Origin of the sequence: Actinoplanes subtropicus, assembly GCF_000721705.1 — a bacterium.
Lineage (GTDB): Bacteria > Actinomycetota > Actinomycetes > Mycobacteriales > Micromonosporaceae > Actinoplanes > Actinoplanes subtropicus.
In genome coordinates, this window is record NZ_JOJL01000013.1 from 1 (window position 1) to 22,746 (window position 22,746).

20 protein-coding genes are annotated in these 22,746 nt (G+C 69.4%); 14 read left to right on the top strand and 6 right to left on the bottom strand.

The features are described 5' to 3' along the window. The first annotated feature begins 113 nt into the window (after positions 1-113). The 3 genes from IH26_RS0118810 (at position 114) to IH26_RS0118820 (ending at position 3,273) form a co-directional block, all read left to right on the top strand. Positions 114-956, top strand: coding sequence for a polysaccharide deacetylase family protein (locus IH26_RS0118810; RefSeq protein ID WP_030437518.1), 843 nt, complete (start codon positions 114-116; stop codon positions 954-956). 279 nt (positions 957-1,235) lie between these two features. After that, entirely contained in the window at positions 1,236-2,486 is a 1,251-nt protein-coding gene (locus IH26_RS0118815) for a polyamine ABC transporter substrate-binding protein (protein WP_030437519.1), read from the top strand. Positions 2,487-2,604: 118 nt separating this feature from the next. Next, a complete protein-coding gene (locus tag IH26_RS0118820; RefSeq protein WP_030437520.1) occupies positions 2,605-3,273 on the top strand; it encodes a GTP pyrophosphokinase in 669 nt (222 codons plus the stop codon). A gap of 19 nt (positions 3,274-3,292) precedes the next feature. Here IH26_RS0118820 and IH26_RS0118825 read toward each other — a convergent pair whose 3' ends face one another. Further along, entirely contained in the window at positions 3,293-5,575 is a 2,283-nt protein-coding gene (locus IH26_RS0118825) for an FdhF/YdeP family oxidoreductase (protein ID WP_030437521.1), read from the bottom strand. A gap of 67 nt (positions 5,576-5,642) precedes the next feature. Continuing rightward, positions 5,643-7,046 (bottom strand): ricin-type beta-trefoil lectin domain protein, encoded by a 1,404-nt coding sequence (locus IH26_RS0118830; protein WP_030437522.1) that lies wholly within the window; start codon positions 7,044-7,046, stop codon positions 5,643-5,645. Positions 7,047-7,209: 163 nt separating this feature from the next. Here IH26_RS0118830 and IH26_RS0118835 point away from each other — a divergent pair, with 163 nt between their 5' ends. Next, positions 7,210-8,388 carry an ROK family transcriptional regulator gene (locus IH26_RS0118835; protein ID WP_157437260.1) on the top strand — a complete coding sequence of 393 codons (1,179 nt, stop codon included), beginning with the start codon at positions 7,210-7,212 and terminating at the stop codon, positions 8,386-8,388. Here the strand turns inward: IH26_RS0118835 and IH26_RS0118840 are convergent. Further along, entirely contained in the window at positions 8,378-10,159 is a 1,782-nt protein-coding gene (locus tag IH26_RS0118840) for a sigma-54-dependent Fis family transcriptional regulator (protein WP_030437524.1), read from the bottom strand. The genes IH26_RS0118835 and IH26_RS0118840 overlap by 11 nt on opposite strands. A gap of 104 nt (positions 10,160-10,263) precedes the next feature. Between IH26_RS0118840 and IH26_RS0118845 the strand changes: the two genes are divergently transcribed. From IH26_RS0118845 to IH26_RS0118885, 9 genes are all read left to right on the top strand, one after another. Next, positions 10,264-10,506 carry a hypothetical protein gene (locus IH26_RS0118845; protein ID WP_030437525.1) on the top strand — a complete coding sequence of 81 codons (243 nt, stop codon included), beginning with the start codon at positions 10,264-10,266 and terminating at the stop codon, positions 10,504-10,506. Positions 10,507-10,574: 68 nt separating this feature from the next. Continuing rightward, positions 10,575-12,227: a ferritin family protein gene (locus IH26_RS0118850; RefSeq protein WP_030437526.1), complete on the top strand. Its 1,653-nt coding sequence runs from the start codon at positions 10,575-10,577 to the stop codon at positions 12,225-12,227. Between the two features lie 4 nt (positions 12,228-12,231). Then, the gene (locus IH26_RS0118855) at positions 12,232-13,266 is read left to right on the top strand and encodes an FAD-binding oxidoreductase (RefSeq protein WP_030437527.1); all 1,035 of its coding nucleotides are present in this window, start codon (positions 12,232-12,234) and stop codon (positions 13,264-13,266) included. Continuing rightward, positions 13,266-14,435, top strand: a complete 1,170-nt coding sequence (locus IH26_RS0118860; protein ID WP_030437528.1) for a ferritin family protein — start codon at positions 13,266-13,268, stop codon at positions 14,433-14,435. Before IH26_RS0118855 ends, IH26_RS0118860 begins: the two co-directional genes overlap by 1 nt. After that, positions 14,432-14,818, top strand: coding sequence for a propane 2-monooxygenase effector subunit MimD (gene mimD, locus IH26_RS0118865; protein ID WP_030437529.1), 387 nt, complete (start codon positions 14,432-14,434; stop codon positions 14,816-14,818). The genes IH26_RS0118860 and mimD overlap by 4 nt, the downstream gene beginning before the upstream one ends. A gap of 60 nt (positions 14,819-14,878) precedes the next feature. Further along, the gene (locus IH26_RS0118870; RefSeq protein ID WP_030437530.1) at positions 14,879-15,949 is read left to right on the top strand and encodes an amidohydrolase family protein; all 1,071 of its coding nucleotides are present in this window, start codon (positions 14,879-14,881) and stop codon (positions 15,947-15,949) included. Then, positions 15,946-16,647, top strand: a complete 702-nt coding sequence (locus IH26_RS0118875) for an iron-sulfur cluster assembly protein (RefSeq protein WP_030437531.1) — start codon at positions 15,946-15,948, stop codon at positions 16,645-16,647. The genes IH26_RS0118870 and IH26_RS0118875 overlap by 4 nt, the downstream gene beginning before the upstream one ends. Positions 16,648-16,661: 14 nt before the next feature. Further along, complete coding sequence (gene groL / locus IH26_RS0118880; protein WP_030437532.1) at positions 16,662-18,356, top strand: chaperonin GroEL; 1,695 nt, start codon at positions 16,662-16,664, stop codon at positions 18,354-18,356. Further along, positions 18,353-19,624, top strand: coding sequence for an Nramp family divalent metal transporter (locus IH26_RS0118885; protein ID WP_030437533.1), 1,272 nt, complete (start codon positions 18,353-18,355; stop codon positions 19,622-19,624). The genes groL and IH26_RS0118885 overlap by 4 nt, the downstream gene beginning before the upstream one ends. On the opposite strand, the gene IH26_RS0118890 is transcribed toward IH26_RS0118885, so the two are convergent. Beyond that, complete coding sequence (locus IH26_RS0118890) at positions 19,614-19,823, bottom strand: hypothetical protein (protein WP_030437534.1); 210 nt, start codon at positions 19,821-19,823, stop codon at positions 19,614-19,616. The two genes, IH26_RS0118885 and IH26_RS0118890, sit on opposite strands and share 11 nt — an antisense overlap. Positions 19,824-20,099: 276 nt before the next feature. Beyond that, on the bottom strand, positions 20,100-20,711 hold the full coding sequence (locus tag IH26_RS0118895; RefSeq protein ID WP_157437279.1) for a DUF4360 domain-containing protein: 612 nt from the start codon (positions 20,709-20,711) through the stop codon (positions 20,100-20,102). 283 nt (positions 20,712-20,994) lie between these two features. On the opposite strand from IH26_RS0118895, the gene IH26_RS0118900 reads away from it, so the two are divergent. Continuing rightward, complete coding sequence (locus IH26_RS0118900; RefSeq protein ID WP_030437536.1) at positions 20,995-21,633, top strand: DUF4360 domain-containing protein; 639 nt, start codon at positions 20,995-20,997, stop codon at positions 21,631-21,633. A 60-nt stretch (positions 21,634-21,693) separates the two neighbouring features. Here IH26_RS0118900 and IH26_RS0118905 read toward each other — a convergent pair whose 3' ends face one another. Beyond that, positions 21,694-22,737, bottom strand: coding sequence for an NAD(P)-dependent alcohol dehydrogenase (locus tag IH26_RS0118905; RefSeq protein ID WP_030437537.1), 1,044 nt, complete (start codon positions 22,735-22,737; stop codon positions 21,694-21,696). Positions 22,738-22,746: the final 9 nt, after the last annotated feature.

The following is a 22,746-nucleotide window of genomic DNA, read 5'->3' on the forward strand; positions in this document are numbered from 1 at the left end:
AGATTTCGATGTTTGTCCACAACAGACTCAAGATCACGCGGTGGCCGCCCTGTTCCCGCCGGCCTCAGCCATGATCACGAACGGCGGCTGCCGTACTAGGACAAGATGGGGTGATGAGCCCCATTCGCATCCCGGAGGTGGACCCGCGCCGCCGTCAACTGCTGCGGGCGCTACCGGCCGTCGCGGCAACGGCACTGCTGGCCGGCGCCGCCCCGACCCGGCCCGCCCGGCTCGGCGGGGCGACAACCACACCGCGGGCCGCGCCGTCGCCTTCTGCGGCACCCCCGGCCGGTGGCGGCCCGGCCACCACGCCCGGCCATCCGCCCGCCCCGGCCCGCCCGGTCTTCACCCTGGCCGACTACCGCCGGGCCGTGCCCGGGCCGGCGTTCCCGGCGAACGCGGTCGCATTGACCATCGACGACGGGCCGCACCCGCGCTGGACCCCGCCCATCCTGCAACTGCTGGAGCGCTACCACGTCCCCGCCCTGTTCTGCATGATCGGCAACCAGGTCCTCGGCCACGAATCCACCGCCCGCAGCGTCGTGCAGGCCGGGCATCAGGTGGCCAACCACTCGTGGAGCCACCCGAGCCGGATCGCCCACCTCCCCCCGGCGATGGCACACCAGGAGATCCTGCGCGCCCAGGACAAGATCTACAGCACGACCGGTCACACCCCGAAGCTGTTCCGGTCGCCGGGCGGCGCCTGGTCGCCCAGCCTGGCCCGGACCGTCGCCGACTCGCGGGTGCTGCCGCTGGACTGGAGCGACGATCCCCGGGACTGGACCCGGCCCGGCGTCGCCCACATCACCAACCGCCTGCTGGCCGCCCGGCCGGGACAGATCCTGCTCTGCCACGACGGCGGCGGGGACCGCTCGCAGACCCTCGCCGCGCTGCGTACCGTCATCCCGGCCCTGCAGGCCCGCGGCTACCAGTTCGTCGCCCTCGACGCCCATTGACCCCTCCCGGCCTACGACGAGCAGACCTCCGTTTTCCGGAACGAAGCCATTCCTCAATCGGGCGCCCGGGTGTGAAGCCGACGACAAGAATCGATGCACTCCACTGATCCCCAATTTTCGCGGGGCTTGTTACCAGCAAGAAACATCGACGTGCTTTCGCTACCCGGCGTTGACACGGCGGTCGGGAATAAATAGCGTTTCGCGTCGGCAAGCAACTCGGCGTGTGGCGGATCGCCGGATCGACGTCATCTCCCCATGCCGGTAGCTGATCGGAGTCACATGTCCGCCTCGAACCTGCCCGACAATGCCCTTCTTCGCGGCCTGACCCAGCGCCGGATCGGCCGGCGGGACGCTCTGCGGATCTCCGGTCTCTCCGCCCTCGGCGCCGCCCTCGCCGCCTGCGGTGTGCAGGGCCGGGCCCGGCCCGGGGCCGCCGCGAGCGCGGCGCCCGACGTGGTCGAGAAATTCTGGTCCGGCAAGACCGGGACCGGGCACGTGGACTTCGCGAGCTGGCCGCTCTACATGGACCCCAAGCACCCGCAGCTCAAGCAGTTCACCCAGGAAACCCACATCACGGTGACCTACAAGGAGGTCATCCAGGAGATGGGCCCCTGGTTCGCCAAGGTGCAGCCGCTGCTGGCCGCGGACCAGTCGATCGGCTACGACCTGATGATCATCACCAACAGCATCCAGTTCGCCCAGTTCCGCGACTCCGGCTTCCTGGCCCCGCTCGACCACGCCAGACTGCCCAACTTCGCCAAGAACGCGGGCCCGGCGTACGCCAAGGAGGCCTTTGATCCGGGCAACGCCTACAGCGTGCCGTGGGCGTCCGGGATGACCGGCATCGCGTACGACGAGACCAGGACCAAGCGGCCGATCACCAAGCTCGCCGACCTGTGGGACCCGGCGTTCAAGGGCAAGATCGGGATGTTCTCCGACACTCAGGAGCTGGCGAACTTCGGCATGCTCAAGGCCGGCATCAATCCGGATAAGTCGGTCTCGGACGACTGGCAGCGGGCCGCCAAGGAGCTCACGAAGCAGAAGCCGCTCGTCCGCAAATATTATGACCAGAGTTACATCGACGCACTGAGCAACGGTGAGGTGTGGATCACTATGGCGTGGTCCGGCGACATCTTCCAGAAAAACCTTTCCGACGGTACGAACTTCAAGTTCGTCATCCCGGAGGAGGGCGGGACGATCTGGACCGACAACATGACCATCCCGATCACCGCCAAGTCGCCGGTCGACGCCATCACGCTGATCGATTTCTTCTATCGCACCGACATCGCGGCCCAGATGGCCGAGTACATCGGCTACGTCTGCCCGGTGCCGGCCGCACAGGCGCAGATACGCAAGGACGCGGCCAAGAAGTCGGGCGACGACAAGGCCTCGCTGCTCGAGGTCGCGAACTCCAAGCTGATCTTCCCGCCCACGTCGGAATACGCGAAGCTGCACTACTACGTGTCCTTCGACAACCTCGACGACCAGCAGAGCTTCTCGAAGACCTTCGACCCGGTCGTGCTCGGCTGAAACGAAGCTGAACGGACGAAGTCACCGGCCAGGGGCGGCACTCCCGCGCGGAGACGGGCGCCCACCGATTACGGTGGGTGCGCATCAACGACCCAGGAACCTGCCGGGAGACGAAACAGTGACCACCGACCGGTCCGCGCTGGAGCCGGTGCCCGCCGCCGCGATCCAGCCGTCTCGGCTGCTGGCCGACGAGCTGAGCCACTTCCTGCTGGTCTACAAGTTCGGGCTCGCCGAGATCGGCACCAAGATCACCATTCTGTCCGAGGAGCTGGCGCACCGCGGGCGGGGCAACCCGATCGAGCACGTCAGCACGCGTCTCAAGAGCGTCGACAGCCTCACCGCCAAGGCGCGGCGGATCGGCTGCCCGGCGACCCTCGACGCGATCCGGGACCGGATCCGGGACATCGCCGGCGTACGCATCGTGTGCAGTTTCGCCTCCGACGTCTACACGGTCGCCGACATGCTGACCCGGCAGCAGGACGTCACGCTGCTGCAGACGAAGGACTACATCGCCGCGCCGAAGCCCAACGGCTACCGCAGCCTGCATCTGATCGTCGAGATCCCGGTCTTCCTCTCCGACCGGGTGGTCGCGGTCCCGGTCGAGGTGCAGCTGCGCACGGTGGCCATGGACTTCTGGGCCAGCCTCGAGCACAAGATCCACTACAAGTTCGAGGAGGACGTGCCGGCCGCCCTGCGGGACGAGCTGACCGAGGCCGCCACCGACGCCGCCCGCCTCGACGAGCGGATGGAACGCCTGCACGCCAAGATCCACGGCCCGCGCCGCTGATCCGCCGGCCCGGGACCCGTCAGCAGCGGACCAGCCGGACGACCACCCACTTGGAGGTAGGCGTGCCGCTCTCGGCCGCCTGCGAGTCGAGCGGGATCAGCGGGTTGGTCTCCGGGTAGTACGCGGCCACGCAGCCCTTCGGCGTCGGGTACTCCACCAGCCGGAACCGCTCGGCGCGGCGGCTGACCCCGTCCGCCCACTCGGAGATCAGGTCGACGTGGTCACCGTCGGCGAAGCCCAGCTCGGCGAGGTCCTCGGCGCTGATGAACACGACCCGGCGGCCCGACTTGATGCCGCGGTACCGGTCGTCGAGGCCGTAGATGGTGGTGTTGAACTGATCGTGGCTGCGCAGCGTCTGGAGCACGAGCCGGCCCGGCGGGACGGTCAGCACCTCGAGCGGGCTGACCGTGAAGACCGCCTTGCCCTCGGGCGTCGGGAAGGTCCGGGAGTCGCGCGGCCCGTGCGGCATGGTGAAGCCGCCACGGGACCGGATCTTCTCGGCGTAACCGGCGGCGCCCGGCACGACCCGGCCGATCCGCTCCCGGATGAGGTCGTAGTCCCGGGCGAAGGCGGACCACGGAATGTCGAACGCCGCGCCCAGCGTCGCCGCCGCGATGCCGCAGACGATGTCGATCTCCGAGCGCAGCAGCGGTCCGGCCGGCGCCGACCGCCCGCGGGAGGCGTGCACCTCGGACATCGAGTCCTCGACCGTGATCCGCTGCTCCACCCCGCCGGTGCGGTCCCGCTCGGTGCGGCCGAGCGTCGGCAGGATCAGCGCGGTACGCCCGGCGTCGACGTGGCTCCGGTTGAGCTTGGTCGAGATCTGGACGGTCAGGCCGGCACCGCGCAGCGCGGCCGCGGTCACCTCGGTGTCCGGCATCGCGGCCACGAAGTTGCCGCCCAGCCCGACGAAGACCGACGCGCGCCCGTCGCGCAGCGCCCGCACCGCGTCCGTGGCGTCGTGCCCGTGGCGCCGGGGCGGCTCGAAGCCGAACTCGTCGCGCAGCCGGTCGAGGAAGATCGCCGGCGGTTTCTCCCAGATGCCCATGGTGCGGTCGCCCTGCACGTTGGAGTGGCCGCGGACGGGGCACAGGCCGGCACCCGGCTTGCCGATCATGCCCTGCAGCAGGGCGACGTTGACGAACTCCTGGATCGTGGCGACCGCGTTGTGGTGCTGGGTGATGCCCATCGCCCAGCAGTGCACGATGCGCTCCGACGAGGCGAGCATCGCCGCCGCCTCCTCGATCTCGGCCCACGGCAGCCCGGTCGCGCGCAGCACCGCCTCCCGGTCGAGTTCGCGCAGGTGCGCGGACCAGGCTTCAAAACCGATGGTGTACGTGTCGACGAAGTCCCGGTCGATCGCGCCCGCCGACAGCAGCAGCTGCCCGATCGCCTGCCACAGGGCGAGATCGCCGTTGGAGCGGATGCGCAGCAGCTTGTCGGCCAGCCCGGTGCCGTGCCCGGCGAGCCCCCGCGGCTTCTGCGGATTGTCGAAACGCAGCAGGCCGGCCTCGGGCAGCGGGTTGATCGCGAGGATCCGGGCGCCGTTCCGCTTGGCGATCTCCAGCGCGGTGAGCATGCGCGGATGGTTGGTGCCCGGGTTCTGCCCGGACACCACGATCAGGTCGGCGCGGTGCAGGTCCTCCAGGGAGATCGAGCCCTTGCCGACGCCGATGGTGCGGGCGAGGCCGACCGACGTGGACTCGTGGCACATGTTCGAGCAGTCGGGCAGGTTGTTCGTGCCGTACGCCCGGGCCAGCAGTTGATAGAGGAACGCGGCCTCGTTGCTGGCCCGCCCGGAGGTGTAGAAGACGGCCTCGTCCGGCGAGGCCAGCCCGCGCAGGTGCGATCCGATCAGGGCGAACGCGTCGTCCCAGGAGATCGGCTCGTAGTGGTCGCGGCCCGCCCGGCGCACCATCGGGTGGGTGAGCCGGCCCTGCTTCTCGAGCCAGTGGCCGGTGCGCCCGGCCAGGTCGCTCAGCGAATGCGCGGCGAAGAACTCCGGTCCGGCGGTGTCCCGCACGCCCTCCCAGGAGACCGCCTTGGCGCCGTTCTCGCAGAACTCGGCCGTGTGCCGGTGGCCCTGCGGGTCGGGCCAGGCGCAGCTCATGCAATCGAAGCCGTCGGTCTGGTTGACGCTGAGCAGATTGCGGGCCGCCTTGACCGGGCCCATCTGCCGCAGCGCCTTGGCCATGCTCACCCGCACCGCGGTGAGACCGGCGGCGTGGTCGGCCGGACCGGTCACCCGCAACCCCGCCTCCTCCGGGTCGATCGGGGGGAGTTCGGGGGTTGCGGGTGCCATATGCGCTCCAACCAGAGGGGGCCTCCACCGCACCATAGTCGATCTTTCTGGGCGGAGCCGCCTTGCGCTAGCCGATCTGCCAGGCCTGGCGGGTCGAGCCGTCGCAGGCGGCGACCGCCACCGCGGACCCGTTCCCGTCACCGGCCGCCGCCAGACAGAGGGACGCGTTCGCCACGCTGGTGATCGTCCCGTTCTGGTTGACGGTCCAGTGCTGGGACGCCGTCCCGGTACATGGACCGATCTGCGCCGGGCCGGCGGTGCCCGCGTACTGGAGGCACTTGTTGCCGTAGATCTGGAGCTCGCCCGCCGCGGTGTGGTTCCAGGACTGGTTGCCGCCGCCGTTGCAGTCCCACAGGTCGAGCTGCGTGCCGTCGGTGGTGGAGAAGCCCGGCACGTCCACGCAGCGGCCGGACGCGACGCCCTTGATCTGCGCGCCGGGCGGCGCGGGCGGCTGGTCGTTCACCGGCGGGACGTCGCCGTAGCCCCAGCCCCACCGCAGCTGCGCGAGCCCGGACGTGCTGTTGACCTTGAGGTCCGAGCTCAGCAGGGAGTAAGAGTCGCCGTACCGCAGGCCGGGCCAGTAGACCAGGCCCATCCCGGTGCCGCGGGCGATCTCGGTGGTGGCGGCCAGGTACGCCGTGGACACGTTGCCGTTGTGGTTGCCGTAGTTCAGCCCGATCGTCATCGGCGAACCCGCCTCGTCGATGACCGTCCGGTAGGCGTACGAGCCGATCCGCGGCAGCAGGTTGGCGATCCACTCGGCCTCGGTCGGGTAACTGCCCCAGAACCCGTAGAAGTGCAGCGAGAGCAGCGTCCCGTCGAGCGCCTTGGTCGCGCCGACCCCGGTCACGTTGTCGTTGTAGCCGGTGCCGCTGATCACCACGCGGCCGCGGGGGACGCTCGGATTCTGGGCCAGCCAGCCCGAGCAGAGCGCCACCCACTGGTCGAGCGTGTAGCCGAACGGCTCGTTCATCGGCTCGAAATAGACCCGGGAGTTCCCGCCGTACGCGCTCACCACGGTGTGCCACATCTTCTGCCAGGCGGCCACGTCGTCGACCTTGCCGTCCTTGGCGGTGTTCGACTCCCAGTAGCTCAGGATGACCTTGAAGCCGCGGTCGGTGGCGGCGTCGATGGCGGCCCGGTACGAATTCCACCAGGCGGTGCCGACGCTGGCCGGGTTGATCGGCAGGCGCACGGTGTTGGCGCCGAACTGGGTGCGGAAGGCGCCGAGGACCGTGCCGGCCTTGCGGTACGTGGTGCGGTAGTTGTCGCCGACGGCGAGCCCGCTGGGGACGACCGCGTCGGCGGCGTAGTTGTCTCGGGGGTCGGCCCAGTTCGCGCCCTGGAACTGAGCCGGCGGCACCCACCGGTAGCGGTCGGCGGCGGAGGACACGCCGGCCCAGGCCAAGGTCATGGTCATCGCGACCGCGGCGCCGATCGAGATCGCGCGGGCACGCCAGCGCACCGTCATATGTCGCTCCTTAAGGAGGCTTTCGCTGACCCATTTGTTAACCGTCGGCAATACTCCTACCAGGACATGTGACACGTACGCAATGATGGATTCGTTAGCATGGCCCGCAACCGAGGGAGCAAGGGGGCACAGCATCGCCAAGGGGACGTCGCGGGACATTCGCGTGGCCAACCGGTTCGAGATCATGCGGGTCGTGATCGCCCGGTCGCCGGTCTCCCGCCAGCGGATCGCGGCCGAGACCGGGCTCAGCATCGCGACGGTCGCCACCGTGGTCGGCGAGTTGATCGCCGCTGGGCTCCTGCTGGAGGTCGGGTTCGAGGACTCGGCCGGCCGCCCCCGCGCCCTGATGGCGGTCGATCACGCGGGCGGGGTGCTGCTCGGCGTCGACGTGGCCGAGACGTACGTCCGGGTGGATCTCTTCGACGCCGCGCTGGCCTTCCTGGACGGTGTGGAGGAGGCACTGAGCCCCGAGGAGAACCGCCCCGATCAAGTGGTCGGCCACATCGTCTCCGGCGTCCGGACGGTCCTCGGCCGCGCGGGGACGCCGGCGCCCCGGGTGCTCGGCGCCGGGATCACCGTGCCCGGCCAGGTCGACCATCGCGGCGGCGTCTCGGTGTTCGCGCCCAACTGGGACTGGCACGACATCGCGTTCGGCGAATTGCTCTCCGCGCGGCTCGGCATCCCGGCCCACCTGGACAATCCGCTGCGCGCAGCGATCGTCGCCGAGCTGTGGTTCGGCGCCGGCCGCCGCCGCGAGGACGTCGTGGTGCTGAACCTGGGCACCGGCGTCGGCGCCGGGCTGGCGTTCCGCGGCACGCTCTACCGCGGCGCGACCAACAGCGCCGGCGAGTGGGGCCACACCACCCTGGTCCTGGACGGGCGGCCGTGCCACTGCGGTGGCTGCGGCTGCGTCGAGGCCTACGTCGGCGCGCCCGGCATCGTCCAGCACCTGCGCGAGCTCGACCCGGACAGCCCGATGCTGCACGCCAACGACCAGACCGCGACGATCGACGCGCTGGCCCGGGGCATCGACGCCGGCGACCCGATCGCGCAGAAGGTGGTCGCGGAGACCGCCCGCTACCTCGGCGCGGCGGTCGCCAACCTGATCAACCTGCTCAACCCGGAAGCGATCGTGCTCAGCAGCTGGGTCGCCACCCGGCTCGGCGAGCCGCTGCTGGCCGAGGTCCGCGCGGTCGTCGCCCGGCACGCGCTCGGCCGCCCGTTCGTCGCCACCGAGATCGCCCGCTCGACGCTGCCGGGCGACTCGGTCAGCCTGGGCGCGGCCACCCTCGCCCTCGAAGGGTTCCTCTCCGAGATCGCCACCAACCGCGCTAAGGGATGATCCCGTACTCGTGGATCTTGCGGTAGATCGTCGCCCGGGACATGCCCAGCGCGGCGGCGGCCTTCACCTTGCTCCCGTCCCAGTCGACGAGACTCCGGACGATCGCGTCCCGCTCCATCGCCTCCAGGGGGCTCAGCAGCCGGCGGCTCACCGTCCGGCATTCCGGCGGCAGGTCGGCCGGCTGGATGGCGCCGCTCCGCCGGTGCTGCACGATGTTGCGCAGCACCTGTCCCAGCTGCTCGATGTTGCCCGGCCAGCTGGACCGGCTGAGCATCTGCAGCGCCTCCGGGGAGCAGGTCAGCCGGCCGTCGGGGACGAGCTTGGCCAGGAAGAACGGGACCAGGGTCTGGACGTCCTCCAGGTGGTAGCGCAGCGGCGGCAGCTCCACCGTGCTCGGAAAGAACCGCAGCAGGTCGGCCAGCTCGCTGCCGTCGTGCCGCTGGCTCAGCGTGACAGCAACCCACGGCGTCGGCCCATCGGCCCGGGCGCTCTCCAGCAGGCGGGACAGAGACCGCAGGGTGGCACCGGTCAGCCGGTCGGCATGCCGGATCACCAGCGCGCCCTCGTGCGCCAGCTCGGCACCGACGTCGCGCAGCCAGCCGCGGCCCGGTGAGGCGGCATCCAGCACCGCGAAGTGGGCGCCCGGCCTCTCGTGCTGGTGGATGGCCCGGATCACGGCGAGCTTGCCGACCCCGGCCTCGCCTTCGAGGGCCAGCCAGTCGCCCGCCGCGTAGACCGAACGCACCTGATGGCAGCCGCGTAGCCAGAGGCCGCCCGAACCGACCAGGCCGGGCAGGAACATCCGCGGCGACGGGACCGCCTCCAGGTGGACGCCCGCGGGCCGCTCCGCCAGCTTGACGTGCACGACCCCGCCGGTGAGCCGCCCCTCGCCCCGCACCGGACGGCAGAACATCCGCGCCTTCACCCCGCTCGGCAGCTCCACCTCGATGGACGCCGTCGGATTGCGGCCGGCCAGCGTCTCGGCCGCCTGGGCCAGCAGCACCGCCTGTTCGGCCGGATCGAGGGCGTGCCGGGCGTTGTCGTTCATCATCACGACGTCGTTGTTCAAGGCGAAGACAATTCCGGCCGTACGCCGGCACGTACGCAGATACTCCTGCAGCAGCTCCAGCTCCCGGATGCCGCTGTCGGCCAGCAACGCCTGCTGGATCTGCCCGGCGGTCGTCTTGGCCAGGGCGAGCAGCAGCGGGTCCGCGTCCTTGCGCCAGCAGGTCAGATCGACCGCGCCGACCGTCTTGCCGGAGATCGGGTGGTGGATCGGCACCCCGGCGCAGGCCAGGTCCTCCAGGTGCTCGGCGTAGTGCTCGTGGCCGAAGACGTGCATGGGCCGCCCGCCCTCGAGCGCGGTGCCGATCCCGTTGGTGCCGACGTACTCCTCGGCGTAGCTGAAGCCGGGCGCCAGGTTGACCCGGTCGAGGTGGGCGTCGAGGTCGCGGCCCGCGTCGAGCCGGGTCAGCACCAGGCCGGCCGGGTCGGTCAGGATGATGCTGATCGGCTGGTTGTCGAGATCCTCCCGCAGATGCCGCAGCACGGGGAGGGCACTGCGGGTCAGCGGCGTGTCCAGGTCGGGGTCGCGCTGGTAGGTCAGATCGATCCGGTCGGCGGCGACGTTCCACCGGCGCGACCGCCACCAGGAGGCGAGGATCGCGTCGCGGACCTGGTGGGGCTCGACCTCCTCGGCCGTGAGGAACTGCTCGCGCGTCCTGGCCAGTCGCGAGCTCTCGTGGGGTTCGGGCAAAGAAGCAGGTGGCATCGGCGCCCCCTTGGTTCACGCTGGTTACACGCTACGCGAGCGGGCGAGGAGTCCCGTCTCATGTTGAGACCGCCGTTTCGCGGATGCCGGGATGGACTCCGGCAATGAAGCCGGCATCCGAGACCTTCAATCCCTGGACCGTGGTCAACGTCGTCTTCCACCACCTCGCCGCCCAGGGGCTGCACCCGACGCTGGGCGGCGCCGACCCGGGAGCGCCGGCGGCGGAGCTGCTGCGCGCCCTCGGCATCGAGCCGGCCGCCGAGGGCGATCGCCAGGTCGGCGAGAACGTCCAGCGCCATCTCGCCGAGATCAGAGCCGCGGTCTTCGGCGACGGCGACTCAATGTGAGACGTCAGGTGAGCCAAACCTGAGATCTGATCCCGCTGAAGGACGCAGCCACAGATGAGGAGTGACTCATGAGTCGGCAGAGCGTGGCCAGGGCGCATCAGAAGATCCAGGAGCTGTCCTGGGAACCGATGTACCACCAGCCCGTCTCGCAGTACGGAACGGACTACACGTTCCGCAAGGCCCAGAAGAAGGACCCGCTCAAGCAGGTGCTGCGGTCGTACTTCCCGATGCAGGAGGAGAAGGACCACCGGGTGTACGGCGCCTCGGACGGCGCGATCCGCGGCAACATGTTCCGCCAGGTCCAGGAGCGCTGGCTGGAGTGGCAGAAGCTGTTCCTGTCGATCATCCCGCTGCCGGAGATCTCGGCGGCCCGGGCGATGCCGCTGCTGTTCCGCAACGTGCCGAACCCGGAACTGCACAACGGCCAGGCGATCCAGATGATCGACGAGGTACGGCACTCGACGATCCAGCAGAACCTCAAGCGCCTGTACATGAACAACTACATCGACCCGGCCGGCTTCAACTCGAGCCTGCGCAACTTCCAGAACGACTACTGCGGCACGATCGGCCGGCAGTTCGCCGAGGGGTTCATCACCGGCGACGCGATCACCGCGGCCAGCATCTACCTGACCATCGTGGCCGAGACGGCGTTCACCAACACCCTGTTCGTCGCGATGCCGGCCGAGGCCGCCGCGAACGGCGACTACCTGCTGCCCACGGTGTTCCACTCGGTGCAGTCGGACGAGTCGCGGCACATCTCCAACGGCTACGCGACCCTGCTGATGGCGCTCGCCGACGAGGGCAACCACCAGCTTCTCGAACGCGACCTGCGGTACGCCTGGTGGAACAACCACCGCGTGGTGGACGCCGCGATCGGCACCTTCATCGAGTACGGCACCAAGGACCGCCGCAAGGACCGGGAGTCGTACGCGGAGATGTGGCGCCGCTGGATCTACGACGACTACTACCGCAGCTACCTGGTGCCGCTGGAGAAGTACGGCCTGGTCATCCCGCACGACCTGATCGAGGAGGCGTGGAACCAGATCTGGAACAAGGGCTACGTGCACGAGGTGGCCCAGTTCTTCGCGACCGGCTGGCTGGCCAACTACTGGCGGATCGACCCGATGACCGACAAGGACTTCGAGTGGTTCGAGTACAAGTACCCCGGCTGGTACGACCGCTACGGCAAGTGGTGGGAGAACTACAACCGATTGAGTACGCCGAACGGGCACCACCCGATCGTCGCCGAGGATGTGGACTACCAGTACCCGCACCGCTGCTGGACCTGCATGGTCCCGTGCCTGGTCCGGGAGGACATGGTGATGGCCCAGGTGGACGGCCAGTGGCGCACGTACTGCCACGAGGCCTGCCGGTGGACCGACGCCGAGGCGTTCCGCCCGACGTTCCAGGGCCGCAACACCCCGAACATGGGCCAGCTGATCGGCGCCCGCGAGTGGGAGACGCTCTACCACGGCTGGAACTGGGCCGACGTGGTCAAGGACATGGGCTTCGTCCGGGACGACGGCCGGACCATGGTGGCGCAGCCGCACCTGCACCTGGACGACCCGAAGAAGATGTGGACGCTCGACCACCTGCGCCGGATGGGTCCGCTGCAGAGCCCGAACGTGCTGCTCAACCAGATGACCGACGAGGAGCGCGCGGCGTTCCACGCCTCGTACGTGCGGGGCGGGCCCGCCGGCCGATTCGCCCGCTCCGAGTAACGCGATGGGCGACAAGCACCGGGTGAGGTTCGAGCCGGTCGGCATCGAGATCGAGGTCGACGAGGAGCAGACCGTGCTGCGCTCCGCGTCCGAGCAGGGGCTGATGCTCATGCACGGGTGCAAGGAGGGCCAGTGCGCGGCCTGCAAGTCGTTCGTCCTGGACGGTGACGACATCGAGCTCGACCGCTACTCCACGTTCGCGCTGCCCGACTACGAGAAGGAGGAGGGCTTCACGCTCCTGTGCCGGGCGCACGTGTACGAGGACGTGACGATCGAGCTGCTCAACTTCGACGAGGAGATGATCCGCTCCGGGCTGCCCATCGTGACCGCGGTGGCGGAGGTCGTGTCGATCACCCCGGTGACCCACGACCTCCGGCACCTGGTGCTCAAGCTGATCGAGCCGGTCGAGGTCACCTTTTTCCCGGGCCAGTACATGGACATCAGGATCCCGGGTACGGAGGTCAGCCGCTCCTTCTCGATGGCGAGCACTGCCAAGAACCAGCTCGAGTTCATCATCAAGGTCTATCCGGACGGACTCTTCTCCGCGTTCCTCGACAAGAAGCTGCGAGTCGGCGACCGGCTCGATCTGACCGGGCCGTTCGGGGTGTTCACGCTGCGCGACGCCCCCGACCGGGATCTGGTCTTCGTCGGCGGCGGGGCCGGCCTGGCCCCGATCCTCGCGCTGCTGCGGTCGATGGCCGAGCGCGGAATAGACCGCAAAGCAGTGTTCTACTACGGCGCCCGTACGGCAAAAGACCTTTGTTTTGTCGCCGAGATCGAGGCGCTCAAGGAGAAGCTCCCGGACTTCCAGTTCGTGCCGGCGCTGTCCGAGCCGGTCGCGGGCGAGGCGTGGGACGGCGAGGTCGGGTTCGTCACCGACGTGCTCAAACGCTACGAGGCCGACCTGAGCCGCGCGCACGCCTACCTTTGCGGGCCGCCGCCGATGGTCGAGGCGGCCATGCCGCTGCTGGCCTCGCTCGGCGCTCCCGAGAAGCACATCTACTACGACAAGTTCACGACCACAGGTGGGGAGGACTGATGACGACCGCGACGGAACGTAGCGTTCCCAAGCCCGTCTTCACCGACGCCGAGGCCGGCGCGAAGGAGTTCCCGGACTCGTCGGCGCGCCGGTTCAACTACTACGTCCCGCAGAAGCGCAAGCAGACCCACTACGAGGACGTGACGGTCGAGGTCCAGCCGGACCCGCGGCACTACCTCGCCCAGGGCTGGCTGTACGGGTTCGCCGACGGCCGGGGCGGCTATCCCCTGGAGTGGACGGCGCTCAAGGCGTGGGGCAGCAACCGTCCCGTGCCGTCGCGCAGCCCGGGGTCCGGCGGACAGGGATATGAATGGCCGGCACACGGCTGGCACGAGTTCCGCGACCCGAACGAGGAGTGGGAGCTGTCGCTCTACCGCTACAACGCCAACGTGGTGCGGCAGGTCAACGCGAATGTGGACGCGGCCAAGCAGGCGAAGGCGTTCGAGCAGTGGAACCCGAACTGGGTGCGCTTCGTCCAGCAGCACGTCGGCGCGTGGATGCACGTCGACCACGGCCTTGGCCTGTATCTGTTCGCCAACGCCAACCGCCGCGGGCCGACCAACATGCACAACACCGCGATGGCGGTGAACAGCATGCACCTGATCCGGGCCGCCCAGGACCTGGCGCTCTACCAGCTCACGCTGGACGAGGAGATCGAGGGCTTCTTCGGCGCCGCGCACCTGGAGACGTGGAACTCCGACCCGTCCTGGCAGGGCGTGCGCGAGGTGGCCGAGCGGCTCACCGCGATCGACGACTGGGCCGAGGCGGTCTTCGCGGCGAACATCGTCTTCCAGCCGCTGGTCGGCGAGCTGTTCCGCAGCCAGCTGGTGATGCAGGCGGCGCCGCGCAACGGCGACTTCGTCACCCCGACGATCGTCGGCGCCGAGGAGTTCGACTTCTCCGAGCGGGACCTGCGCTACACCGCGGCGATGTTCGACCTGCTCGCCAACGACCGCGAGTTCGCCGAGCACAACAACCGGATCCTAAACGGCTGGCTGGCCAACTGGGTCGGGCTGACCATGCCCGCCGCCCGGGCGCTGCAGCCGCTGTGGTCGCAGCCGGACAGCAAGCCGATCCGCTTCGAGGATGCGCTCGACCGGGTGAAGAGCCGGTTCGCCGGCATCGTCGAGGACCTGGGCCTGGAACTCCCCAAGGAGCTGGACCGATGACGCAGTTCAAGACGCAGTTCAAGGTGGCGGAAAGCCCCTTCAAGTCGGACAACACGGCGTCCAACATGTGCGGCTTCACGCTGATGAACAACCAGGTCGGGGTGGTGGTGGCCGAGGTGATGGCGGACAAGCCGAACGTACGGGTCACTCCCCTGCCCTCGATGATCCGGGTGGACGCGACCGGCCGGATGGACGTCGTCTACGACGAGGTCGCCGAGGCGCTCGGCGAGGAGGCCGGCTACTTCGACGCGGCCCAGTTCGAGGAGAACATGTCCACCCACTACGGCCGCATGATCCACGAGGACGACCGCACGATCATGTTCGCCAACCCGGAGGACGCGGCCGAGTTCATCGGCTTCGACCTGCAGGCTGGGCCTCAGTAGATGCCTGGACCTCCGGTCGGCATAGATCAAGCCCAAGAAACCGAAAAGGGAGGTAGCGCCTTGTACGAGAAGGACGGCGAGAAGTACTTCATCGTCGACAGCCACATGCACTACTGGAACGCGGCGCCGTCCAACTGGGTGCCGGGCGCCGAGCAGTACGCCAAGGGCTGGATCGAGTGCTTCCACGCCTACCAGGGCCTCGGCCCGGCCGAGACGCACTGGCCGATCGGGAAGTTCATGGCCTACACCGAGGACGACCTGATGAAGGACGTCTTCGAGGACGGGTACGTGGACGTCGCGATCTTCCAGCCGACGTACCTGACCGAGTGGTACCGGGAGGGCTTCAACACCACCGAGCGCAACGCCGCGCTCGGCGCCAAGCACCCCGGCAAGTTCATCGCGAACACCCGGTGGGACCCACGCGACGGCGACGACGGGCTGAAGAAGCTCGCCGAGAACGTCGACCGGTTCGGCAGCATCGGCGTGAAGCTCTACACCGCGGAGTGGAACAACGGCTCGCGCGGCTGGACGCTCAAGGACCCGGCCGCGTACCGGTATCTGGAGAAGTGCCAGGAACTCGGCATCAAGAACATCCACGTGCACAAGGGCCCGACGATCTGGCCGCTGGACAAGGACGCGTTCGACGTCTCCGACGTGGACCACGCCGCGACCGACTTCCCGGCGCTGAACTTCATCGTCGAGCACGTCGGGCTGCCCCGGATCGAGGACTTCTGCTTCATGGCGACGCAGGAGCCCAACGTGTACGCCGGGCTGTCCGTGGTCATCGGGGGCCTGATGCACGCCCGTCCGCGGTTCTTCGCCAAGGTGATGGGCGAGCTGCTGTTCTGGGTCGGCGAGGACAAGATGACGTTCGGCAGCGACTACGGCATCTGGGAGCCGAAGTGGCAGATCGAGGGCTTCGTCGACTGGGACTACCCGGGGAGTGAGTTCGACGACTACCCGCGCGTGAACACGGCGACCAAGAAGAAGATCCTCGGGCTCAATGCCGCGAAGTTGTACGGCATCGACGTGCCCGAGGAGTATCAGCTCGGCGCGGGCGAGGGGGCACCGGCGGCCCGGGACGACGCGGTCGGCGTCAGCTCGGAGTCGCCGGCGGCGTCGCCGGCATGACCAGCGCCCTTGTGGGGTCGCGCATCCTGGCCGCGCTGGCCCGGGTGCGCGACCCCGAGCTGGACGAGCCGATCACCACGCTCGGCTTCGTGGCGTCCGCGTCGGTGGACGCGGGCGGCACGGCCGAGGTGCACCTGCGGCTGCCGACCTATTTCTGCGCGCCGAACTTCGCCTATCTGATGGTCGCCGACGCGTTTGACGCGGTGTCCACTCTCGACGGCGTGCGGCACACCACCGTGATCCTCGATGATCACTTCGCCTCCGATGCCATCAACGAAGGGGTTGCGGCCCGCGCCGGTTTTGTCCGGTCGTTCGAGGGCGAGGCGGTCGACGAGCTCGACAGCCTGCGCGCGGATTTCCTGCGCAAAGCGGTCATGGCCGGCACCGATCAGGTGTGCCGGACACTGGATCTTCCGCCCGCGGAGCTGGCGGCGGTCCGGCTGGGTGATTTGTCCGAATCGGAGGCACTGGACCGGCTGCGGCGCCGGCGTCGCGAGCTCGGGCTCCCGGCCGGCGACGACGCTCCCCTGCTGATCGACCCGAAGACCGGCGCCCCGATCGGCGCCGACGCGGTGCCCCTGCACCTGCGCAAGGCCCGGCTCACCCGCACGAGCCTCGACGCGAACACGGGCATCTGCCGCGGCATGCTGCGGCACCGCTACCCCACCGACGGCCAGGGCGAAGGTGCCCTTCCCTAAGGAGACGACCGCAAATGGCCAAGGAACTTCGATTCGGCGCGGACGCGCGCACCCTGCTACAGACCGGAGTCGACAAGCTGGCCGAGGCGGTCAAGTCGACGCTGGGCCCGAAAGGCCGCAACGTCATCCTCGAGAAGATCACCGGCTCGCCCGTGGTCACCAACGACGGCGTCACGATCGCGCGCGAGATCCACCTCAAGAACCAGTTCGAGAACATGGGCGCGCAGCTGGTCAAGGAGGCGGCGATCAAGACCAACGACGTCGTCGGCGACGGCACCACGACCGCCACGGTGCTGGCCCAGGCGATCATCCGGGAGGGGATGTCGGCCATCGGGACGGGCGCCAACCCCGTCCTCGTCAAACGTGGCGTCGACCTGGCGGTGGACCGCCTGGTGGAGCGCCTCCAGGTGGTGGCCCGCGAGGTGACCAGCGAGCAGGAGCTCGCCCGGGTGGCGGCCATCTCGGCCAATGACGACGACACGGTCGGCGCGACGATCGCCAAGGCTCTGCACACCGTCGGCGACGGCGGCATCGTGACGGTGGAGGAGACGGCGCACAACGGGCTGACCGTCGACTTCGTGGAGGGATTCGAGTTCGACAACGGGTACCTGTCGCCCTACATGGTCACCGACCCGGCCCGGCTCGAGGCGGTCGTCGACGATCCGTACATCCTGCTGTGCAGCGAGAAGATCACCAAGGTGCAGCAGCTCATGCCGCTGCTCGACAAGATCATGCGAGCGCCGCGGCCGCTGATCATCGTGGCCGAGACCGTCGAGGGCACCGCCCTGTCCATGCTCACCCACAACCATGTGAACGGCATCTTCCAGTGTGTCGCCGTGCGGGCACCCGGATTCGGCGACCGCCGGCTGCACAAGCTCGAGGACCTGGCGGCGATCACCGGCGGGGCCGTCTTCAGCCGGCACTCCGGCTTCACGCTCGAGACCATGACGCTCGACCAGCTCGGCCGGGCCGACCAGGTACGCGTCAACGCCGAGCGCACCGCGATCATCGGGGGCGGCGGCTCCCCGACCGCGGTGGAGTTCCGGGTCACCCAGCTGCGCGCCGAGCTCGAGCGGGCGACCTTCGGCGCGGACGAGGACGTCCTGACCGAACGGATCGGCGCGCTCTCCGGCAAGGTCGCCGTGATCCGGGTAGGTGCCCCGACCCCGGCCGAGCTCAAGGAACTGCAGCACCGGGTCGAGGACGCGCTCTCGGCCACCCGCGCGGCGATGGCCGAGGGGATCGTGGCCGGCGGCGGCGCCGCCCTGCTGCACGCCGCCGACGCGCTCGACCACCTGGAGGTCAAGGATGAGGACTACGCCATAGGTGTGGACATCGTCCGGCGGGCGCTGCCGGAGCCCACATTCCTGATCGCCACCAACGCCGGCTTCTCCGGCCAGGAGGTCGTCACCCGGGTCACCCAGCTCGGCCAGGACGAGGGATTCGACGCGCTGCAGGGCCGCTACGGCAACATGATCGACATGGGCATCGTGGACCCGCTGCGGGTCGCCCGCTCGGCGCTGGAGAACGGCGCGTCGGTCGCCGGCCTGCTGCTCACCACCAACACCCTGGTCGCCGAGGAGCAGACGCCCTGGGGTGGCAGCCCCGCCCTGATGACCGAGATCGGCGAGCTGGACGAGGGCCTGCGGCAGCCGTCGCCGGACTCCAGCACGCCGCAGTCGCTCGGCCTCGGCCCGTCCGTCGGATGAGCACGGCGGTAGCCCCCGAGCCCGTCCTCCAGGAGATCCCCGTCTTCCGGGAGATCCGGGCCCGGGGGCGGCTGCGGGGCTCGGTCGCCCTGCTCGGCCCGGCCTTCGTCGCCTCCGTCGCCTATGTGGACCCGGGCAACTTCGCCACCAACTTCACCGCGGGCGCGAAGTTCGGCTACACCCTGGTCTGGGTCATCGTCGTCGCCAACCTCACCGCGATGCTGGTCCAGTACCTGTCCGCGAAGGCCGGCGTGGCGACCGGCCGGGACCTGCCCGAGCTGTGCCGCGAGCACTTGCCGCGCCCGGTCTCCCGCGGCCTCTGGCTGCAGGCCGAGATCATCGCGATGGCCACCGACCTGGCCGAGTTCCTGGGCGCGGCGGTGGGTCTCTACCTGCTGTTCCACGTGCCGCTGTTCCCGGCCGGCCTGCTCACGGCGGTGGTCGCGTTCGGCATCCTGGCCCTCGAACAGCGCGGCTACCGCCGCTTCGAACTGGCGATCGCCGGGCTGCTGGGCGTCGTCCTGCTCGGCTTCCTGTACGACCTGATCGTGGTCCGCGCCGATCCGGCCGGCGCCGCGGCCGGCCTCGCGCCGCGGCCGGCGGGCCGCGACAGCCTGCTGCTGGTCTGCGGCATCATCGGGGCGACCGTGATGCCGCACGTGGTCTACCTGCACTCCGCGCTGACCAAGTCGCGGGTGGCCTGCCGGGACGACGGGGAGCGGCGGGAGTTGCTGCGCTTCCAGCGGCTCGACGTGCTGATCGGGCTCGGCACGGCCGGCCTGATCAACCTGGCCATGCTGCTGGTGGCCGCGTCCCTGTTCCACCGCTCGGGAGGCTTCGCGGCCGACGACGCGATCCGGTCGGCGCACGACGGCCTGGGCCGGCTGGTCGGCGGGGGCGCGGCGCTGGCCTTCGCGGTGGCGCTGCTGGCGTCCGGGTTGTCGTCGTCCTCGGTGGGCACCTACGCCGGGCAGATCGTGATGCAGGGCTTCATCCGGCGGCGGATCCCGCTGTTCGCCCGCCGGGCGGTGACGATGGCGCCGGCGCTGACCGTGCTGGCCCTCGGCCTCCCGCCCACCGACAGCCTGGTGATCTCCCAGGTGGTGCTGTCGTTCGGGATCCCGTTCGCCCTGGTCCCGCTCATCATGGTGACCCGGCGGCGGGACGTCATGGGAGTGTTCGTGAACCACCCGCTGACCACCTTCGCGGCGTCGGCGGTGGCCGGTCTGATCATCGGGCTGAACGCGTACCTGATCGTCAAACTATGACCAGCCAGGCGAGCCCGGCCGCGCCGAGCACCGCGCTGCCCGCCAGGAAGGCCGGGTTGTGCGCCGTCCACCAGCGGATCCGCACCCGTACGTGGCCCGGCACGTCGTCCGGCCGTACCACCTTGAGCGCGATGACGTTGAGCCCGGCCAGGACCAGCCCGAGCGCGCCGAACCAGGCAACCGTCGCAGCGAGTTCCATGCCGCCATGACATCCCGCGGCGCCCGCGCCGGGCGTCTCACCTTGAGACGCCCGGCTCGGCGAGACGGTCTCGCCGACGGCGACGCCGATGGCCCCTCCCGGCCGGCGCGGTGCGCTCGTTCCCGGATCGCCGGCCGGGAGTGCTTGAGTCAGCGTGACAGCCCCCGCTGGAACGACGCTGACGCGGCACTGAAACCGGGCGTCGCGCCGGTCGGTTTTCCCGGCCGGCGCGACAGTTCGAGGTGCCGTTCTAGCGGTATGTGAAATGCATCGGGATCAGTGCGGGCACTGCGCCCACTGGAAGTGGTACACGGTGTTGATCGCGCCGTCGGTCGAGTCCATCGAAATGAAGCTCGTCGTGTGCGCGGTGTCCGAGGTCCCCGCCATCGCCCGCAGTTCCGTGTTGATGTTGAGATTGCGCAGCGCGCCGCACGGCGCCCAGATCAGCGCGGCGACCGGCACCTCGTCGGAGCTCTGCCAGTCGTCGCCGTACGGCCCGGCGAACGTGTGGCTGACGTACGCGGTCTGCGATTGGCCTTGGAAGTAGTAGTTGGCCCGCTCGAGAGCGCTCGCTCCCCCCACGAGCGATGCGAAGCCGCGGTAGTCCACCTTGCTGATCGCGTAGGTGAAGCCCTGCGGCACGTGGACGACGATGTTGAGCTGGCAGTTCTTCCGCCAGTCGGTCGCCGTGGCGCCCACCCCGACCAGGGCGGTGTAGGCGGAGTAGGTGACCGTGAAGGCCGTGTTGTCCGGCGAGACCGCCACGGCGGCGCTGCCGGGCGGGCAACCGGTGCCGTTGACCGTCACCACGTCGATGACGATCCGGTCGGTGGGCGGTGGCACGGGGAGGTCCATGAACCCGGTGGCGGATACCGGCGCGGCCACCATCGTCGATGCCAGCACCCCGATCAGGGCGCAGCAGATGAGCCAGGCTTTGCGCATTTGGACTCCTTCCAGATAAGGCCCGCGGTAGGCCCTACGATGCCGCCAGGCTATTTATTCCATTGATGGACGTCAATGTATGAGTTTCCTTGCCATCCGTCAGACAGTTTGCCGGTCAAATTGATCAAATTCGGCATCTTGCTGAGGCGCCGCGGACGTGGCTAGCATTCTGGTCGGACATTGATGTCGATCAATATGCTTCCACCACGTCAAGCAGGAAGGAATTCCGATGAGCATCAGGCTCAGATGGGCCCTCGCGTCCGCCGGCGCGCTCGCCGTCCTCGCCGTGCCCGGCGTCTCGCGGGCCGACGAGGCCTCGGCGCCCCCGGCCGGGCAGGTCACCCTCGACGTGCAGACGGTCAACGGCTCCGGCTGCCCGGCCGGCACGGCGAGCGTCGCAATGCTGCCCGACAACACCGGCTTCCGTATCAAATACACGGATTTCCGGGCCGAGGACGGCGGCAACGCCGACCCCACCGCCATCCGCAAGAACTGCCAGGTGAACCTGCTCGTGCACATCCCGCAGGGGTTCACCTTCGCGATCGCCCGCGCCGACTACACCGGCCGCGCCCACCTGGAGCCGGGGGCCACCGCGCTGGAGCGGTCCAACTACTACTTCCAGGGCTCGTCGAACAACAGCTACGCCGACCACTGGTTCGGCGGCCCGCTCGACGGCACCTGGCGGGCGACCGACATCACGGCGGCCGCCGAGCTGGTCTACGCCCCGTGCGGCGCCACCCGCAGCCTCAACATCAACACGGAGCTGCGGGTGGACGGCGGCACCTCGACGGCGAAGAGCTACATCTCGATGCGGACCTCCGACGGGGAGGTCTACACCATCGTCAACTTCCAGTGGAAGCAGTGCTGAGTCGCGCGACCGCCGGGCACGGGGGCCCGGCTCCGCAAACTCAGCGCGGCGCCGGGTGTCTCAGCGCAGCGTGTCGATGTCGATGACGAAGCGGTACCGCACGTCGGAGCGCAGCACCCGCTCGTACGCCTCGTTGACCTGGTCGGCGCCGATCACCTCGACCTCCGGGGCGATCCCGCGCTCGGCGCAGAAGTCGAGCATCTCCTGGGTCTCGGCGATGCCGCCGATGCCGGAGCCGGCGAACGAGCGCCGGTTGCCGAACAGCGCGAAGACCGGCACGGGCAGCGGCTCCGGCGGCGCGCCGACGCTGACCAGGGTGCCGTCCAGGCGCAGCAGGCCCAGGTGGGCGGCCATGTCGATCGGGGCGCTGACCGTGTTGATGATCAGGTCGAAGGTGTTCCGGAGCGCCTCGAAGGTGGCCGGGTCGCTGGTGGCGTGGTAATCCCCGCCGCCAAAGGCCAGACCGTCGTCTTTCTTGCTCAGCGTCTGCGACAGGACGGTCACCTCGGCGCCCATCGCCGCGGCGATCTTGACGGCCATGTGCCCGAGACCGCCCATGCCGACCACGGCGACCTTCTTGCCGGGCCCGGCGTTCCAGTGCGCCAGCGGGGAGTACGTGGTGATGCCGGCGCACAGCAGGGGCGCCGCCTTCTCGTACGGGATAGCCTCGGACACCCGCAGCACGAAGTCCTCGTCGACGACGATGTGCGTCGAGTAACCGCCCTGCGTGATGGTGCCGTCGCGGTCGACGCTCGTGTAGGTGCCGGTGTTGCCGTTGAGGCAGTACTGCTCCTGGCCGGCCCGGCAGTTCTCGCACTCGCGGCACGAGTTGACCATGCAGCCGACGCCGACCCGGTCGCCCACGGCGTGCCTGGTGACCTCGGCGCCGATCTCGGCCACCGACCCGACGATCTCGTGGCCGACGGTCTGCGGGTAGGCGATCTCGCCCCACTCCCCGCGTACGGTATGGATGTCGGAGTGACAGATTCCGGCGTACCGGATCTCGATGAGAACGTCGCGCGGGCCCAGGTCCCGCCGCTCGATCGTGGTACGGACGAGCGGGTCGGTGGCCGAGGTCGCGGCGATCGCGTTGACGGTGCGGATGATGTCCTC

Excerpts from the sequence above, each read along its gene's own strand:
- IH26_RS0118810 (WP_030437518.1), top strand. The coding sequence starts at position 114 with ATGAGCCCCATTCGCATCCCGGAGGTGGACCCGCGCCGCCGTCAACTG.
- IH26_RS0118815 (WP_030437519.1), top strand. The coding sequence starts at position 1,236 with ATGTCCGCCTCGAACCTGCCCGACAATGCCCTTCTTCGCGGCCTGACC.
- IH26_RS0118825 (WP_030437521.1), bottom strand. The coding sequence starts at position 5,575 with ATGGCACCCGCAACCCCCGAACTCCCCCCGATCGACCCGGAGGAGGCG.
- IH26_RS0118830 (WP_030437522.1), bottom strand. The coding sequence starts at position 7,046 with ATGACGGTGCGCTGGCGTGCCCGCGCGATCTCGATCGGCGCCGCGGTC.
- IH26_RS0118840 (WP_030437524.1), bottom strand. The coding sequence starts at position 10,159 with ATGCCACCTGCTTCTTTGCCCGAACCCCACGAGAGCTCGCGACTGGCC.
- IH26_RS0118845 (WP_030437525.1), top strand. The coding sequence starts at position 10,264 with ATGAAGCCGGCATCCGAGACCTTCAATCCCTGGACCGTGGTCAACGTC.
- IH26_RS0118850 (WP_030437526.1), top strand. The coding sequence starts at position 10,575 with ATGAGTCGGCAGAGCGTGGCCAGGGCGCATCAGAAGATCCAGGAGCTG.
- IH26_RS0118855 (WP_030437527.1), top strand. The coding sequence starts at position 12,232 with ATGGGCGACAAGCACCGGGTGAGGTTCGAGCCGGTCGGCATCGAGATC.
- IH26_RS0118860 (WP_030437528.1), top strand. The coding sequence starts at position 13,266 with ATGACGACCGCGACGGAACGTAGCGTTCCCAAGCCCGTCTTCACCGAC.
- mimD (WP_030437529.1), top strand. The coding sequence starts at position 14,432 with ATGACGCAGTTCAAGACGCAGTTCAAGGTGGCGGAAAGCCCCTTCAAG.
- IH26_RS0118875 (WP_030437531.1), top strand. The coding sequence starts at position 15,946 with ATGACCAGCGCCCTTGTGGGGTCGCGCATCCTGGCCGCGCTGGCCCGG.
- groL (WP_030437532.1), top strand. The coding sequence starts at position 16,662 with ATGGCCAAGGAACTTCGATTCGGCGCGGACGCGCGCACCCTGCTACAG.
- IH26_RS0118885 (WP_030437533.1), top strand. The coding sequence starts at position 18,353 with ATGAGCACGGCGGTAGCCCCCGAGCCCGTCCTCCAGGAGATCCCCGTC.
- IH26_RS0118890 (WP_030437534.1), bottom strand. The coding sequence starts at position 19,823 with ATGGAACTCGCTGCGACGGTTGCCTGGTTCGGCGCGCTCGGGCTGGTC.
- IH26_RS0118895 (WP_157437279.1), bottom strand. The coding sequence starts at position 20,711 with ATGGTGGCCGCGCCGGTATCCGCCACCGGGTTCATGGACCTCCCCGTG.
- IH26_RS0118900 (WP_030437536.1), top strand. The coding sequence starts at position 20,995 with ATGAGCATCAGGCTCAGATGGGCCCTCGCGTCCGCCGGCGCGCTCGCC.